Here is a 15,662-nt window from a genome sequence, read left to right as displayed (position 1 = left end):
ACCACGCCGACGGCGGGCGGGTGAGCCCAGCAAGCTCAGCCCCGGACCGTTCGAGTATCCCCCTCGAACCTGTCCCCGCTCGACCGCCCCCCGCCGCCGCAAATGGTCGCTGGCCATGCGCCCTTTCCTCGCGACGAGGTGGAACCATTGTGCGGGTGGTTTGGCGGGGGAGGCGTCGATTTTGGATGGGCCCGTCGCGCTGTGGGCTAAGGCGTTGATTGTGTTGGGATCTGGTGGCGGTGATACCCGTGGGACGACGGGGATTGGGGTGCTTGGGGAAGATGCTTGGAGCGGGCGCTCCGCTGAGCGGACGTTCGCGATGTCGGTGGAGGGTGGTATCGGGCGGTGCGCAAAATCCCTCTCTCTTTGAGAGAGGGAGGGGCCCGCGCCGCAGGCGTGGGAGGGTGAGTGGTTGTGGCGTCAGCCGTCGCCCCTCAGCTAATCAAATCACCTTGTTCGCTGCCCGGTCCGGAAAAAGCGTATCCACTCACCCTCCCACCGCTGCGCGGTGGGCCCCTCCCTCTCTCCATGAGAGAGGGATCTTAGGGCCATGTCCGCCATGGGTCGAAAGCCGTGACCCCCTAAGCCGCCTCGAACGCCAGCGGGCCGCCCCAGAAGCTCTGGACCAGGCCGTTCTGCGGGCCCGGCGTCCCGGTGGTCAGGAACACGCGGCTCGTGCCCGTGCCCGGGTCATACTCGGGATGGCGCTCCAGATAGAGCGCCAGGCCCTCCGCCGTCGCTTCCGGCTGCTGGATCAGCGGGGTGCCGGCCGGCAGGGCGGCGCGGAAGATGTCGGCGATGATCTGGTAGTGGGTGCAGCCCAGCACGACGCGGTCGGGATGGCGGCCGATACGGGTCTTCAGCGCCTGGACACGGGCCTCGACCGCCTGGGCCAGGTCGACGGCGCTGGCGTCGCCTTCGATCAGCGGCACCAGATCCGGGCAGGCCTCGGAGAACACCGCCAGATCCTGTTTGCGTTTGTCGATTTCGATCTCATAGACACGCGAGCGCACCGTGGCCTGGGTGGCGAAGACGCCCAGGATGTCCAGTTGCTGGACCTTCTCACCGCGCCGCTCGGCCTCGTGCTCCCAGGGCAGGCCCGTGGCCTTTTCGATCGTCGGCACGATGATGCCGAGGATATTGACCGGGCGGCCGATCTCCCTGCGATAGCCCGGCAGCCAGGTCTGTTGCAGGCGGCGCAGGGCGATGGCTGACGCGGTGTTGCAGGCCAGAACCACCAGGTTTGCGCCGCGCTCGAACAGACGCACGCAGCCATCCCTGGTCAGCGCGACGATGTCCTCGCCGGTCCGAACGCCGTAGGGCGCGTTGGCCTGGTCGGCCAGATAGGTGAAGTCCGCCTGGGGCAGACGCTGCACGAGGGCGCGGTGGACCGAGAGGCCGCCTACGCCAGAGTCAAAGACGCCGATCATGGGCCAAGCTGTAGCCGCCAAACCCCAGCGCGTCCACGGATGGGAAGGGCGGGAAAGAAGGCTACGGCCCTGTCATGTGACAGGGCGGCCGCCCATATCCTAGAGTCTTGCGTCTCAAAACGGAATCGTTTCGATACGATAACAAGGCTCTAAATCAAACACTTAGAGCATGACTAGCGTCGAAACCGGTTCCCACTTTCGGCGTCACGCTCTAGGGTCGCGCCCAACACATCCACCGGAGATCCTCCGTGCAACGTCGTACCTTTCTCGCCTCGGCCGCTGTCACCGGCGCGGTGGTCGCCGCCCATCCCGGCCTAGCCCTCGCGCAGAGCGCCAATCCCCTGATCCAGACGTGGGCAGGCCCCTTCGGCGGCGTGCCCGCCTTTGACAAGGTGAAGGTCGCTGACTTCAAGCCGGCGCTCGAGGCGGCCATGGCCAGGAACCTGGCCGAGATCGATGCGATCACCGCCAACAAGGCCGCGCCGACCTTCGAAAACACCATCGGCGCGCTGGAAGACGCCGGCCGGATGCTGAACGACGTCCAGACCTATTACGGGATCTGGGGCTCGAACATGAGCACACCGGATTTCCAGAAGGTCGAGGAGGAGATGGATCCGGCGCTCTCGGCCCACTACGACAAGATCAACCAGAACGCCGCGCTCTTCGCCCGCATCCAGGCCGTCTACGACTCGCCCGACAAGGCCAAGCTGACGCCCGAGCAGCAGCGCGTGCTGTGGATCTACTACACCAACTTCGTGCGGTCGGGCGCGAAGCTGTCGCCCGAGGCCAAGGCCCGGGTCGGCGCGATCAACACCGAGTTGGCCGGCCTCTACACCAAGTTCAGCCAGAACCTCTTGGCCGACGAGAACACCTGGATCGAGCTCAGCGAGGCCGACCTGGCCGGCCTGCCCGAGGGCCTCAAGGCCGCCGCCGCCTCGAACGCCGCGACGCGCAAGCTTCTTGGCAAGCATGTGATCGTCAACACCCGCTCCAGCGTCGACCCCTTCCTGACCGAGTCGCCGGTGCGCGCCGCGCGCGAGAAGATCTGGCGCGCCTTCGTCAATCGTGGCGACAACGGCGGGGCGACCGACAACAACGCCATCATCCGCAAGATCCTGAAGCTGCGCGTCGAGCGAGCCAAGCTCCTGGGCTACAAGACCCACGCTCACTGGCGCCTCGAGAACGCCATGGCCAAGACGCCGGAAAACGCCATGGCGCTGATGGAGGCGGTCTGGAAGCCGGCGATCGCCCAGGTGGCGATCGATGTCGCCGACATGCAGGCGATCATCGACAAGGAGGGTGGCGGGTTCAAGCTGGAGCCCTGGGACTACCGCTTCTACGCCGAGAAGGTGCGCAAGGCGAAGTACGACCTCGATATGAACGAGGTGAAGCCGTACCTGCAGCTGGACAAGCTGCGGGAGGGCATGTTCTGGGCCTCGGGCCAGCTCTATGGCTTCGAGTTCAAGAAGCTGGAGGGCATTCCGGTCTTCCACCAGGACGTCACGGTCTATGAGGTGACGCGCGGCGGCAAGCATGTGGGCCTGTGGTACTTCGACCCCTACGCCCGTCCCGGCAAGCGCTCGGGCGCGTGGATGAACGCCTACCGCACCCAGGAGCGGTTCAAGCGCGAGACCACCACGATCGTCTCGAACAACTCCAACTTCATCAAGGGTAAGCCCGGCGAGCCCGTGCTGATCTCGTGGGATGACGCGGTCACGCTGTTCCACGAATTCGGCCATGCCATCCATGGCCTGAACGCCAATGCGACCTATCCGTCGGTGTCGGGCACGGCCGTGGCGCGCGACTATGTCGAATTCCCCAGCCAGCTGAACGAGCACTGGCTGTCGACCCCGCAGGTGCTGAACCAGTTCGCTCTGCACTATCAGACCGGCAAGCCGATCCCGGCGGATCTCGTCAAGAAGATCGAGGCCGCTGGCAAGTTTGGTCAGGGCTTCGGCACGACCGAGTATCTGGCCAGCGCCCTGATCGACATGAAGCTGCACCTGGCCGGCGATGTGGACATCGATCCGGACGCGTTCGAGCGCGAGGAACTGACCAAGCTGAACATGCCCAAGGAGATCGTCATGCGGCACCGTACGCCGCAGTTCGGCCACGTGTTCTCGGGCGATGGCTATTCGGCCGGCTACTACAGCTACCTGTGGTCCGACACCCTGACAGCCGACGCTGCGGACGCCTTCGCCGAGGCGCCGGGCGGCTTCTACGACAAGGCCGTCGCCAAGCGCCTCTACGAAGACATCATGGCCAAGGGCAACACGATCGATCCGGTCGAACAGTTCCGCGCCTTCCGGGGCCGTGACGTCAAGATCGGCGCCCTGATGCGCAAGCGCGGCTTCCCGGTTCCGCCGGGGGCCTGAGGCAGATCCCCTAACCCTCCTCCCGCAGGGGGAGGGGTTAGGGGGCTGAAGGAGTTTTGATGATCGCGTCCGCCGCTCTGGCTCTTTCCCTGGCGCTTGCGCAGACCGCCTCGCCGTCCATCGCGCTCGGCGCCGCCCCGGCCCAGGACGAAAGCGCCGTCGTCGCTGAATTGACGATCGTCGCCAAGCCGCCAGGGCCGGCGGTGTGGCTGGTCGAGAAGGACGGGGCCAAGCTCTACATTCTGGGCTCGGCCCCGCCGCTGCCGCATCAGCTGAAATGGCAAAGCCCACGCCTGAACAAGGCGCTGGACAAGGCGAGCCTCGTCCTTTTGCCCCCCGAGGCGGCCGTGGGCGTCACCCAGGTGGCCGGGTTCGTCCTCAAGCTGGGCGGCGGTCTGCGCCAGCCACTGGGCAAGGCGCTCGAGGACCAGCTGCCGCCGGATCTGAAAGCGCGCTTTGTCGAGTCCCGCACCCAGGCGCGCAAGGGGGGCGGCGAGTACAAGAACTGGAAGCCGGCGGTCGCCGGGTTCCTGCTGCTGTCTGATTTCCGTCAGGCCGCCGGCCTGTCCGAGGCCAAGCCCGTCAGCACGATCGAGCGCATGGCCAAGGCGCGCAAGCTGAAGGTCAAGGCGGTGGGGCAGTACCGAATGAGCGCGGTCACCGCCATCGCGGGCAAGCTCTCGCCCGAGGACCAGCTCTATTGCCTGCGCGTGGCCCTGGACGAGGTCGCCTATGACGGCGCCCATTCCACCACGATCGGGCGCGACTGGGCGGAGGGCGATCTGGCCTCGGTGCGCGCGCGTTACCGCGCCAGCGCCGCGCAGCGGTGCCTGACCCACGTTCCGGGTGGCGCGGCCTTGCTGGAGAGGGGCCTTGTCCAGACCGCCGACGCCATGGCCGAAGCGCTGAAGCGACCGGGGGTCACCGTGGCGGTGGTGGATCTTGGCTTCCTGCTGCCGGCCGACGGGGTCCTGGACCGCCTGAAGGCGCAGGGCGCGACGATCACCTCGCCTGTCGAATAGCGCTGCGAGTTGACGCGCCAGGCTCGCGCCGACCAAGGTCGTGTCGGGAGGACCAACCGATGAAGACGATGATCGCCGCGAGCGTTCTGGCGCTGCTGGTTGTGGGGGCCGCGCGGGCCGAGGTGACGGACGCTCAGCCGAGCGGGTTTCAGGTTCGCCATCAGGTCGTGATCGCCGCACCGGCGACGACTGTGTGGGCCGTCCTGGTCCAGCCGTCGAAATGGTGGGCCTCGGCGCACACCTGGTCGGGGTCAGCCGCCAACCTGTCGCTCGGCGCGGCCTCGGGCGGCTGCTTCTGCGAGCGCCTGCCCAACGGCGGCTCGGTGCTGCACATGACGACGGTCCATGCCGCGCCGGGCCAGAAGCTGGTGCTGAACGGCGGGCTTGGCCCCTTGCAGTCGTCGGGCGCGAGCGGGGCGATGACCATCCTCTTGGCCGAGAAGGACGGCGCCACGACCGTGACGGTCACCTATGACGTCGGCGGCTACTTCAAGGGCGGGCTCGACAAGCTGGCCGCGCCCGTCGACGGGGTTCTGGGCCAGCAGGTCCGGGGATTAGCGCAGGCTGTGGAGGCGGTAGACTAGGCCCTATACTACGGTCGTAATATATGGCTAGTCTGCGAAGATGAAGGTCCTCGCGATTGCCCTCTTCTGTGCCGCCTTGTCCTTCTCCGGCGCCCGCGCTGAAGAAGGTTGGGTGCAGATGTCGGACGGGGTGCGCGTTCACTTTGTCGATCAGGGCGAAGGCGTGGCGGTCGTCCTACTGCACGGCATGACCGGATCGGCGGCCTCCAACTATGGGGAAACCGGCGCCATCAACGCCCTGGCCAGATCCCATCGCGTGATCGCCATCGACTTTCGAGGGCACGGCAGGAGCGACAAGCCAACCCATGCGGAGGCTTACCGACCGGATCGACTGGTCGAAGACGTGTTGGCGGTGCTCGATGACCGAAAGGTCCAGCGAGCGCATTTCGTCGGATACTCTATCGGCGGCTGGACCGTCCGCCGCCTGGTCTCCGCCGCTCCCAGGCGCGTTTTATCGGTGGTTCTGGGCGGGGATGGTGTCTTCGATGGAGGTTGGCGGGCTCTGGGGTCTGAAGACGCCAAGGGCGACGACACGTCTCCACCTCCCGCAGCAAGCCATTTGTGGGACCCAAAAGCCGATAGGCCGGCTTACAAGGCCTTCGGCGAGGGCGTCTCGCGACCTGCAACCTATTCAGACCGTCCGCCCTTCGAGGCTCCGGTGCTGCAGATACTGGGTCAGTTCGACTACCCCAACACGATGAGCAAGCTGCTCAAGCGCCAAGTGTCAGACTATCGGCTGGTTGTGCTGCCCGGGCGGACCCACCTTACAGCGCTCGCCGATCCGGGGTTCACGCAGGCCATTTTGCGCTTCATCGACGATGACGACCCGGTTCGCTGACCAAGATCACCACCGAGCTCACCGAAGAAAAACGCCCGCGAACCTCTCGGTCGCGGGCGTCTTTGTTTCTGGAGCGCCTTAGAGGCTAGGCGCTCGCGGCCACGTCGCCGTCGCTGGCGCCCAGCAGGGCCATCTGCAGGCGCGAGCGGTCGCGGCGGGCGGCTTCCAGAGCCCCTTCGGCCAGGGCGGCTTCCGAGGTCAGGCGCTCGATGGTCGCCTGCAGCTCGGCGATCTTCGCTTCGTGATCGCGGCGAGCCTGGTCTTGCGCTTCCTGCATCGCATCGAGGCGGGCGCGCAGTTGCTGGGCGCGCTCCTCGGCGCGCTTGAGCGCCTTTTCCTGAGCCACGGCGCTCTTGGCCAACTGGTCGGCGCGTTCGATGGCCGTGGCGCGGGCGGTGTCGACGCCGGCGTGACGCTGGCGCAGGCCGTCGGCCTCTTCCTCGAGGGCGCGAATGCGGTCCAGGGCGCGCTCCAGGGCGACGTTGAGGTCGCCGGCGCGGCGTTCCACCGCCTTCTGCTGGGCGCTGGAGTCGGCGAGACGGGCCGAGATCTGGCCGTTCATCTCTTCCAGCTTGTCGGCGCGACCCGTAGCGGTCTCCAGGCGCGTCTGCAGGGCGGAGATCTCGGCGCGGTTGGCCTCGACCTGGCTTTCCAGACCGCGGATCGTGCGGCCGCTGTCGGCCTGGTGAGCCGCCAGGGCGTTCTCGACCGCTTGGCCGCGCGCGCGTTCGGCGGCCAGCTGGGCCTCGAGGTCGGTCTCGATCCGCGACAGGCGGGCCAGATCCAGGCCGGCCTGATCGACGCGCTTCTTGAGCGTGGCGGTTTCTTCGCCCAGCAGGGCGTTGTCCTGGTTGGCGCGGGCCAGGGCGGCTTCGGCGTCGCCGCGACGGGCGTCGATGTCCTGCGCCTGGATGCGCAGGCCTTCGACGTCCTGCACCAGATGCTCGATACGGGCCGTGGCGTCGCGCATCGAGGCGTCGAGGCTGGAGACCTTCAGGTCCGACTGCAGCAGGGCGTTGCGCAGCCGATCGATCTCAAGCGCATTGTCCTCGAGGGCGGCGTCCTGGGTCTGGCGGCGGGCGTCGGATTCGCTCAGAGCGGTCTCGGCGGCGGCGAGACGCGCGGAGACCTCGCGCTCTTCGGCCTGGATCAGGGCGATCTGGCGTTGGGCCTGGTCGAGATTGGCGCGCACGGCGATCAGCTCGGCGTGCTCGGCGCGGCGAGCCTCGAACTCCTGGCCCACCGGACCGCGGATCTCGGCGATCAGCGGCTCGATGGCCTTCAGGTGCTCCATGACCCGGCCGATGCTGTCGAGACCGCCGTGAATGGTCTCGTAGCGTTGACCGATGGCCTGGGTGGACTCGATCTGGTGCTGCATGGCTTCCGACCGGGCTTCGTCGCCCAGAACCGTCGGCTTGCCGTTCTTCGTGTCGCGCGAGTTCTTCGACAGCAGTCTCATTCGGCCCACCTTCGCCCCATGCGAGTCCTCGGCGTCCCAAACGGGACGGCTCGGCGGACGCCGCGAATCTGTTACCCAGAGGTTAACAACTTAGTTTACGGACAAGATGAATGTCGAGGGGCGGACGCCGCGACCCGGCGTCGCGGCCTTGCTCAATTGTCCGAATTCTGGGGACGAAGCGCCGCTTCCGCCGCAAGCGTTCGAGAGACCGCCGACACAACTGCGGCGATACGTAGCGCGGTCTGAATCCGGGCGGGCTCCACGCCCTGCTGACGCAGCTCAGCCTCGTGACTGTCTAGGCATGCGCCGCAGCCATTGATCGCCGAGACGGCCACGCACCACAGGTCATAGGCGGTCCCGCGCACCCCGGAATGGGTCAGGCGATTCATGCGAAGCCGCGACGGCAGGGCCTCGTAGTCGGGGGCCTGCATCAGATGCAGCGCCCGGAAATAGACGTTCGTCATCGCCATCATGGCGGCGGCCTTGCGGGCGGCGAGATTCGCCTCTGGCGCGAGGCCTGCAGCCGTCGCCGCCGCGTCAATCGCCCGGAGTGTTTCCACCTCGCCGGCGGCGCAAGCGCTGGCGACGAAGCACCCCCAACGCGCCTCGTCATCCAGCGCAGGATCGTCGACCAGCAAGGCCAGATTGGTCCCCAGATCGCGGGCGTAGTCGGGCAGGCGGGCGCGCAGGGCCTCGATCGACACGTGATGCTCCATGGCCGTCGACGAGGGGATAGCATCGCGGGGCGCGTTCGTCCCGGTCCGAGCCGCGAGAGGTGAGGCGGTCGGACCGGGAGGCGCTAGTCATCCGGGGCGGGGTGGGGGAGACATTCACCGGACGCTTCGACTGTTGGACGATAGGCGGGGCTTTCGCCTTGGTCCAATCGATAGTTTTTTGAAAACGAATAGATACGTCCTATATGTGAAGCTATGCTGTTACCCACGCTCCGCCAACTCCAGTATCTCAAGCTCCTGTCGGAGCACGGCTCCTTCAGCCGCGCCGCCGATAACGCGCACGTCACCCAGCCGACCCTGTCGGCTGGTATCCAGGAGCTGGAGAAGATCCTGGGCGCGCCGGTTGTCGACCGGGCGCGGTCCGGCGTGATCCTCACCGCCGCCGGGCAGGAGGCCGTTCGACGGGCCGAGGACATCCTCGCCCGGGCCGAGGACCTGGTGCAGGCCGCGCGGGGCGCTGGTCAGCCGCTGGCCGGCCGGTTCCGGCTGGGCGTGATCCCGACCGTGGCCCCCTACCTTCTGCCGCGCGCTCTGCCCGTGCTGCGCGACCGCTTCCCGAAGTTGAAGCTGTTCCTGCGCGAGGACCTGACCCATCGCCTGATCAGCGCCCTGAAGACCGGCGCGCTGGACGCGGCGCTGATCGCGCTGCCCTACGACATGAGCGGTCTCGACTGGGCCCATGTCGAGGACGACGAGCTGCTGGCGGCCGCGCCGGCCAACCATCCCATGGCCGCCTCGACCCAGGTGGATCCTGACAGCCTGGCCGGCGAGGACCTGATCCTGCTGGAGGACGGTCATTGCCTGCGCGACCATGCCCTGGCGGCGTGCGGGCTGGAGCCGCCGCGCGGCGTCGGCGAAGAAGAGACCTTCGCGGCCACGTCCTTGCCGACGCTGGTGCAGATGATCGGCTCGGGCCTGGGCGTCTCGTTCCTGCCCAAGATGGCGGTTCAGGCCGGGCTCACGGACAAGGCGGCTGTGACGGTTCGTCCCCTGGCGACCGCCCATCCCAGCCGTGAGATCGTCGTGGCCTGGCGCGCAGGCTCCAGCCGGGGCGTCGAGGGGCGCCTGCTGGCGGACACCTTGCGGCAGGCGGTCTGAGAGACCCTAGAGCCCTTTCCGATCTGATTGAACCAATCAGATCGGATAAAAAGAGATATATTTCAAAATCTTATAGCGTTCTTCGATCCGATCACCGCTTCACACTGATCGGAGAACGCTCTAGTGGGTCTGCGAGATCGGACCCTCGGCCCGGCCTTCTACGAACTGGCGCACATAGGGGTTGTCGGTGGTGGCCAGGTCCGAGGCCGGGCCCCGCCAGATGATCTTGCCGCCGTGCAGCATGGCGATCTCGTCGCCGATCGTCTGGGCCGAGGCCAGGTCATGGGTGATCGACACCGCCGTCGAGCCCAGGCGGCGAACCTGGTCGGAGATCAGCTGGTTGATCGCCGCCGCCGTGATCGGATCAAGGCCGGTGGTGGGCTCGTCGAAGAATAGGATTTCCGGCTGGGCCACCACGGCGCGGGCCAGGCCTGCGCGCTTCTGCATCCCGCCGGAAAGCTCCGAGGGGAAACGGTTGGCGACGTCGGCCGACAGCCGCACCTGTTCCAGCGCCTCGATCGCCCGCTCGCGCGCCTGACGGCGGGGGACGCCGTCGGCGTTGATCAGGCGGAAGGCGACATTCTCCCAGATGGGCAGGCTGTCGAACAGCGCCGCGCCCTGGAACAGCACCCCGACCCGCGAGAACAGCTTGCGGCGCTGGGTCTCGGACAGGCCGACGACGTTCTTGCCGTCCAGCTCGATCGTCCCGGCTTCGGGACGCAGCAGGCCCAGCGCAGTCTTGATCGTCACCGACTTTCCCTGGCCCGAGCCGCCAATGATCACCAGCGAGCGACCCGGCGCGACCGACAGGTCCAGCTGGTCGAGGACCTTGCGGCCCTCGAACTGCTTGGTGACGCCCTTCCAGGCCAGTTTGGGAACGGCGCTGGTCATGACATGTGCGTGAAAAGAGTGGTCAGGAGATAGTCCGAGGCGAAGATCAGGATCGCCGAGGAGACCACCGCGTGGGTCGTGGCCCGACCGACGCCGCGCGCGCCGCCCGAGGCGTTGTAGCCGTGGTAGCAGCCCATCAGCGCCACGATGAAGCCGAACACCGCCGCCTTGATCAGGCCCGAGACGATGTCCCAGCTCTCCAGGAAGTTGATGGTGTTGCGGATATAGACCGTCGGATTGAACTCCAGCACCCGCGTGGCCACCAGCCAGCCGCCGGCGATGCCGATGATGTCGGCCACGGCGGTGAGCAGCGGCAGGGTCAGCACCGCCGCCAGCAGGCGGGGCGCGACCAGATAGCGGAACGGGTCGGTCGACAGGGTGCGCATGGCGTCGATCTGCTCGGTCGCGCGCATGGCGCCGATCTCGGCGGCGATCGCGGCCGAGACGCGTCCGGCCAGCATCAACGCCGCCAGCACCGGACCCAGCTCCCGCGTTATCCCCAGCGCCACGATCTGCGGCATGACCTGCTCGGCGTTGAAGCGGCCGCCGCCGGTGAAGATGTTCAGCGCCAGGGCCGCGCCGGTGAACACCGCCGTCAGGCCCACGACCGGCAGCGAGAAGAAGCCGATCGCCACGATCTGTCGGCGCAGCTGGCTGAAGAACCAGACCGGCGTCAGCGCCGCGACGACGCCGCGCACGGCGAAGACCCCGGCCGCGCCGACCATGCGCACGGCGGCCAGGGCCGAGCGGCCCAGGGCCTGAACCGGATTGATGGCGACTCGCCGGGTCGCCTCGGCCGTGGTCATGTCAGTAGCTCTCGGCCGGTTGGGTGGCCGGATTGGCTGCGGCGGGCGTCGCGGTCGTCGCCGCGCCGCCTTGCGGGCGGATCACCGAGCCGATCAGGCCGAAGAGGTCGACAGCGCCCTGGGTGTTCTCTATCTCGCCGCCGGCCTTAAGATCGTCCAGCGATGCGCCGGGCGCGATGGCCACGTGGGCCCCGCCCAGCAGGCCGTCGCTGGTGATCTTGGCGGTGGAGTCCGCAGGCAGCTTGACGGTCGGGTCGATGCTCAGCTTGGCCACCGCCAGATAGGTCTTGGGCTCCAGCGTGATCTGCGAGACCGTGCCGACCTTGACGCCCGCGACGGTGACCGCAGCCCCTGGCGCCAGCGAGCCGGCCTCACCGAACTTGGCGCTGATCTCGTAGTCGCCGCGCTTCATGTGAACGCCGCCCACGGTCAGCGAATAGGTCAGGAACCCCGCCGTCAGGGCGAGGACGACGACGCCCATGGCCGTTTCGGCCCATTGTTCGCGCAATGCCATATGCCGTTGTCCTTCCAGTTCGGGTCCCGTCTAGCGACGACCCGAGCCGCCCTTCTGAAGCTGGTTGGTCAGCACGTCGATGTTGCCGCCGGCGTTGTCGATCGTCGACACGAAGTCCTGCTGCTGGGTGATCGCCAGCCAGATTCCCTTGAACTGGACATCAACCACCTTCCAGTTCGCGCCGCCGCCGAGCACGCGCCACGAGACGGGCACCGGCTGACCAAGCTGGCCGCCGGACACCACGGTGTTGACGATCACGTCGCCGGGTTTGCGGACGACCGAGCCGGTCACCTTCAGCTGCTCGCCCCGATAATCATCGATACGGCTCTGGTAGACGTTCTCCGCGTAGGTCCGGAAGACGGGCGTGAAGCGCGCGCGCTGTTCCGGGGTGATCGTGCGGGCGTACTTGCCCAGCACGAAGTTGGTGATGCGCGGCACGTCGGCCAGTTCGTCCACCGCCTGGCGGAAGACCTGCTTCTTCTGGGTTTCGCTCATGCTCTTGTTGGCCAGCACGCTGATCACGCGCTGGGCCTTGGCCTGGACGAAGGCTTCGGCGCTCGGGTCACGTGCGCTGCTCTGGGCCAGGGCGGGGCTGGCGATCGAAAGCGCGGCGGCGCCGAAGAAAGCCAAAAGCGCGGCGTTGGCGCCGCGCCGGGTGGGGGAGGGGTTTCGCATGGTGTTACCGGGAAGGATCATGGATTGGCCGCCGGGGGCGACGGGGTCGGTTCCGGAGGCGGCGCGTCGAAATCGGGAAGCGCCTCGGTCTCGCCGGTGGCTTCGCGGACGAGGGCCTCGCGGTACTGGGCGTAGGCGGATCGAGTGGTCACATAGGGGTCGGCCGCGTCATCCAAGGCGTGGTACGCCGAGTCCGTCCTGGCCCGCAGATCGACCACAGTCGTGGCGATACGGGCCTTGCCGAAGTCGGTCTCAAGGCCGCCGACGAAGAGCGAGACCGGGTCGGTGACGATGTCGAGCGCGCGGCCGACGCCATCACGAACGTTGAGAGGGCCCATCAGCGGCACATAGATGTAAGCGCCGGGACCCGCGCCCCAGCGGCCGAAGGTCTGGCCAAAGTCGGCGCCGCGCGGCGGCAGGCCCATCTTGGCGGCGACGTCGAACAGGCCCGCGACGCCGACCGTGGAGTTGACCACGAAACGGGCGCTCGAGCGCACGGCCTGACGCGGCTTGCCCTGAAGAACCTGGTTCATCACCGTGTTCGGCTCACCCAGGTTGTAGATAGCGGCGCTGACGCGGTCGCGCACAACGCGCGGCGTCACCGCCATGTAGCCATGCGTGATCGGCGCCAACAGCGCTCCGTCCAGGCTCATACCGAGCTTGAACGAGGCCCGGTTGAAGCCCTCCAGCGGGTCATTGGAGGCCGGACCCGCCGAAGCGAGCGGTGTAGCCTCGGCTTGCGCCTGCGCGTTCGACGCCGCAGCCAGAAGGCCGGCGGCCGCCATGGCGCCGACGGCGACGTGACGTCGGAACCCTTGTGGGCGCGCGCTCTGGGACGGGTCGCGCAAGCGGATGCTCCTGCTTCTCATAGGCGCCATGTATTCACGACGCCCTCCGTATCAAGATTAAGGCCGACTATTTCGCTTACGCTTGAACGCCTGAGCGCAAATCGCCAGGGCGTCGCGCGACTCAGTCACGCCCGCCGCGAGCCCTACGATGTGATCCACCCATCGGCGCACTGGAACCCCTCGGGCGCGGGGGCTTCACGGTTTGTCGGCAAGCGTGGCGCCGGCGCCGCGCCTGTCTCGCCTCTCCGTATTCAGATATATCTAAACGCGCTCTTGACGATCGGCGATTTCGATATATCTATAATTCCGATATAACGAAACAGGATCTAAAACATGTTTGGACGACATCATTCTCACCGCGGCGCGTGGGGCGGCCACGGGGGCCAGCACCACGGTCGGCATCCGTTTGGCTTCCACGGTCACCATCATGGGCCTCGGGGACGCGGCGGACGCATGGGCCGCTTCTTCGATCACGGCGACCTGCGCCTGGTGGTTCTCAAGCTGATCGCCGACAAGCCCAGCCACGGCTACGAGCTGATCAAGGCCATCGAGACGGCGGCGGGCGGCGCCTATACGCCCAGCCCCGGCGTGGTCTACCCGACCCTGACCCTGCTCGAGGAGCTGGGGTACGTGGTCGCCAGCGAAGCCGGCGGCGGCAAGAAGCTCTACACGATCACGCCCGAGGGCAAGGCGTTCCTGGTCAGCAATGAACAGCCTGTGCGTTCGCTCTTCGAGCGCATGGCCGAGGCCGCCTCGACCAGCGCCGCCTTCTCGCCGCAAATCCTGCGAGCCCGCGAGAACCTGAAGACCGCGCTGCGGCTGAAGCTGCATGGCGGCCAGCTGACGGCCGAGCAGATCGCCGGGATCGCCAAGGCGCTCGACGACGCCGCAGCGACCATCGAGACTCTCTGAGGAGCCGCAGGATGGAAAGCCACGCTCGCGTCGCCACCGACAAGGCGGCCCGCTACATGATCCAGCTCGCCAAGCACTGGAGCCACAAGTTCGACGTTCGTTACGACGACACCTCGGCCGATTTTCCGCTCCCGCTCGGCCTCTGCCGCATGACGGCCCACGCGGATGGCCTCGACATCACCGTAGAGGCCGCCGACCAGGAGGGGCTGGCCAGACTGGAAGACGTGGTGGCCAAGCACCTGGACCGCTTCGCGTTTCGGGAAGGCGAGCTGAAGTACGGCTGGACGCGCGCCTGGCCTGCGGGCGGGCTTGATCCCCGCGCCATCCGGATCAACGGTTCGGCGCCTCGGACTTGAGGTCGCGCCTTAGTGCAGTCCGCGCAGCAGGTCGATGCGTCGCATCGCCTTGCCCGGGAGTTCCGAGATCCGCCCCAGCGGCAGGGCCTCGGCGACGCTCCGGACGCCATAGACCGCGTGGCGGACCAGGGTCGGCATCGAGGGCGAGCCCAGAAAGCCGAACACCACGCGCTGCTGGGCGTTGGAAAGCTCGCGCTTGAACCGGTAGTCGCCGGTCCCGAGATCGAGCCGCATGTAGGGTGTGCCGTCCATGCTCTTCAGGATGTCCTGGAACAGCATCATGCCGGGCGAATAGCGCTCGAGATCGGGATTGTGGGCGATCAGCCAGCCGTGGATCGTGTGCTCGCCGCGCAGGTGGAAGTGCACGGCCGCCAGGCGCTCGCCCAGGTGCAGGGTGTAGAGCCCGCCGCCGAAGTCGGGGTCACGCCGCGCGAACAGATCATCCAGCAGCTTCTTGACCCAGGGGGCCTTGAAAAGATCGGTCTGGTGGGTGAGCAGCAACTGCACCCGCTTCCATGAGATCAGCTGGTCGAACGCCGCACGGCTTTCCGACATCGCGGTGAACCGGCAGGGCCCGACCTCACGCTCGGCTTTGCGGCGCTTCTTTTCGATATCCTTCAGGACGCCAACACCCGCGGCCTTGCGCTCGGCGGCGTAGGCCTCGTAGCCGTCGGGCGTTTCGACGACCCAGCTTTCGGTCTGGCCGCGCGCGTGGCGGCCGAGCGTCTCGTCGTCGGCCATCATGTGGCAAAAGTCGATCCGGCTCACGCCAAGGGCGTGCAGCAGATCGCGGGGGTTCATGGTCACGCCGGGCGCGGAGACCAGGGCCTGATAGTCGCACATTGGCGAGCCGACCGGCATCGCCACGTCCTGACGCACCCGCATGGGCAGGAAGGCACGCGCCTCTCCCTCCACCCCGCGCTCGATGGCGACCTTGACCTGATCGCTCTTGTCGCCCTGGGCGCGGGCGACAGCCAGCGTCCATTGCGGCGAGAGGAACGGGGAGTCGAGCCGCGTCTGGCCGTGCTGGAGCTGCGTCCACCGCGCGAGGTCGGCGTCCGAAAGGTCCAGGGCTTTGACGATCTCGATGGGCAAAAGGTGGCCAATCCGACGGAAAGAG

16 protein-coding genes and 1 pseudogene are annotated in these 15,662 nt (G+C 67.3%); 7 read left to right on the top strand and 10 right to left on the bottom strand.

Going from position 1 to position 15,662, the window contains the following annotated elements; all coding sequences use genetic code 11:
- Position 1 precedes the first annotated feature (1 nt).
- Together CA606_RS20420 and CA606_RS19450 are read right to left on the bottom strand one after the other, a co-directional pair.
- Positions 2-148, bottom strand: a pseudogene (locus CA606_RS20420) (hypothetical protein); the annotation flags it as partial.
- A gap of 433 nt (positions 149-581) precedes the next feature.
- Positions 582-1,430, bottom strand: coding sequence for a glutamate racemase (locus CA606_RS19450; RefSeq protein WP_096053028.1), 849 nt, complete (start codon positions 1,428-1,430; stop codon positions 582-584).
- A gap of 248 nt (positions 1,431-1,678) precedes the next feature.
- On the opposite strand from CA606_RS19450, the gene CA606_RS19445 reads away from it, so the two are divergent.
- The 4 genes from CA606_RS19445 to CA606_RS19430 are packed head-to-tail and all read left to right on the top strand — an operon-like array spanning position 1,679 to position 6,249.
- Positions 1,679-3,805 (top strand): M3 family metallopeptidase, encoded by a 2,127-nt coding sequence (locus CA606_RS19445; protein WP_096053029.1) that lies wholly within the window; start codon positions 1,679-1,681, stop codon positions 3,803-3,805.
- Positions 3,806-3,861: 56 nt separating this feature from the next.
- Positions 3,862-4,827: a TraB/GumN family protein gene (locus tag CA606_RS19440; RefSeq protein ID WP_096053030.1), complete on the top strand. Its 966-nt coding sequence runs from the start codon at positions 3,862-3,864 to the stop codon at positions 4,825-4,827.
- 59 nt (positions 4,828-4,886) lie between these two features.
- Positions 4,887-5,411 (top strand): SRPBCC family protein, encoded by a 525-nt coding sequence (locus CA606_RS19435; RefSeq protein WP_096053031.1) that lies wholly within the window; start codon positions 4,887-4,889, stop codon positions 5,409-5,411.
- Between the two features lie 40 nt (positions 5,412-5,451).
- Entirely contained in the window at positions 5,452-6,249 is a 798-nt protein-coding gene (locus CA606_RS19430) for an alpha/beta fold hydrolase (protein WP_096053032.1), read from the top strand.
- An 85-nt stretch (positions 6,250-6,334) separates the two neighbouring features.
- On the opposite strand, the gene creS is transcribed toward CA606_RS19430, so the two are convergent.
- Together creS and CA606_RS19420 are read right to left on the bottom strand one after the other, a co-directional pair.
- Positions 6,335-7,708, bottom strand: coding sequence for a crescentin (creS, locus tag CA606_RS19425; RefSeq protein ID WP_096053033.1), 1,374 nt, complete (start codon positions 7,706-7,708; stop codon positions 6,335-6,337).
- Positions 7,709-7,860: 152 nt separating this feature from the next.
- A complete protein-coding gene (locus CA606_RS19420) occupies positions 7,861-8,412 on the bottom strand; it encodes a carboxymuconolactone decarboxylase family protein (protein ID WP_096053938.1) in 552 nt (183 codons plus the stop codon).
- A gap of 225 nt (positions 8,413-8,637) precedes the next feature.
- On the opposite strand from CA606_RS19420, the gene CA606_RS19415 reads away from it, so the two are divergent.
- On the top strand, positions 8,638-9,540 hold the full coding sequence (locus tag CA606_RS19415; protein ID WP_096053034.1) for a hydrogen peroxide-inducible genes activator: 903 nt from the start codon (positions 8,638-8,640) through the stop codon (positions 9,538-9,540).
- A 120-nt stretch (positions 9,541-9,660) separates the two neighbouring features.
- On the opposite strand, the gene CA606_RS19410 is transcribed toward CA606_RS19415, so the two are convergent.
- The 5 genes from CA606_RS19410 to CA606_RS19390 are packed head-to-tail and all read right to left on the bottom strand — an operon-like array spanning position 9,661 to position 13,304.
- Positions 9,661-10,431 (bottom strand): ABC transporter ATP-binding protein, encoded by a 771-nt coding sequence (locus CA606_RS19410; protein WP_096053035.1) that lies wholly within the window; start codon positions 10,429-10,431, stop codon positions 9,661-9,663.
- Positions 10,428-11,237, bottom strand: a complete 810-nt coding sequence (locus tag CA606_RS19405; protein WP_096053036.1) for an MlaE family ABC transporter permease — start codon at positions 11,235-11,237, stop codon at positions 10,428-10,430. The genes CA606_RS19410 and CA606_RS19405 overlap by 4 nt, the downstream gene beginning before the upstream one ends.
- 1 nt (position 11,238) lies before the next feature.
- Positions 11,239-11,751 (bottom strand): outer membrane lipid asymmetry maintenance protein MlaD, encoded by a 513-nt coding sequence (mlaD, locus tag CA606_RS19400; RefSeq protein WP_096053037.1) that lies wholly within the window; start codon positions 11,749-11,751, stop codon positions 11,239-11,241.
- A 30-nt stretch (positions 11,752-11,781) separates the two neighbouring features.
- Positions 11,782-12,447 carry an MlaC/ttg2D family ABC transporter substrate-binding protein gene (locus tag CA606_RS19395; protein WP_096053038.1) on the bottom strand — a complete coding sequence of 222 codons (666 nt, stop codon included), beginning with the start codon at positions 12,445-12,447 and terminating at the stop codon, positions 11,782-11,784.
- Positions 12,444-13,304 (bottom strand): MlaA family lipoprotein, encoded by an 861-nt coding sequence (locus CA606_RS19390; protein ID WP_096053039.1) that lies wholly within the window; start codon positions 13,302-13,304, stop codon positions 12,444-12,446. The genes CA606_RS19395 and CA606_RS19390 overlap by 4 nt, the downstream gene beginning before the upstream one ends.
- Positions 13,305-13,607: 303 nt before the next feature.
- On the opposite strand from CA606_RS19390, the gene CA606_RS19385 reads away from it, so the two are divergent.
- Both CA606_RS19385 and CA606_RS19380 read left to right on the top strand, forming a co-directional pair.
- Positions 13,608-14,186, top strand: coding sequence for a PadR family transcriptional regulator (locus CA606_RS19385; protein ID WP_181242698.1), 579 nt, complete (start codon positions 13,608-13,610; stop codon positions 14,184-14,186).
- A gap of 11 nt (positions 14,187-14,197) precedes the next feature.
- Positions 14,198-14,542 carry a DUF2218 domain-containing protein gene (locus CA606_RS19380; protein WP_096053041.1) on the top strand — a complete coding sequence of 115 codons (345 nt, stop codon included), beginning with the start codon at positions 14,198-14,200 and terminating at the stop codon, positions 14,540-14,542.
- A 9-nt stretch (positions 14,543-14,551) separates the two neighbouring features.
- Here CA606_RS19380 and CA606_RS19375 read toward each other — a convergent pair whose 3' ends face one another.
- Positions 14,552-15,637: a GNAT family N-acetyltransferase gene (locus tag CA606_RS19375; protein WP_096053042.1), complete on the bottom strand. Its 1,086-nt coding sequence runs from the start codon at positions 15,635-15,637 to the stop codon at positions 14,552-14,554.
- Between the last annotated feature and the right edge of the window lie 25 nt (positions 15,638-15,662).

Source organism: Caulobacter vibrioides, from assembly GCF_002310375.3.
Lineage (GTDB): Bacteria > Pseudomonadota > Alphaproteobacteria > Caulobacterales > Caulobacteraceae > Caulobacter > Caulobacter vibrioides_D.
The sequence above is the reverse complement of the archived record's forward strand: the minus strand, read 5'-3'. Positions and strand labels throughout refer to the sequence as shown.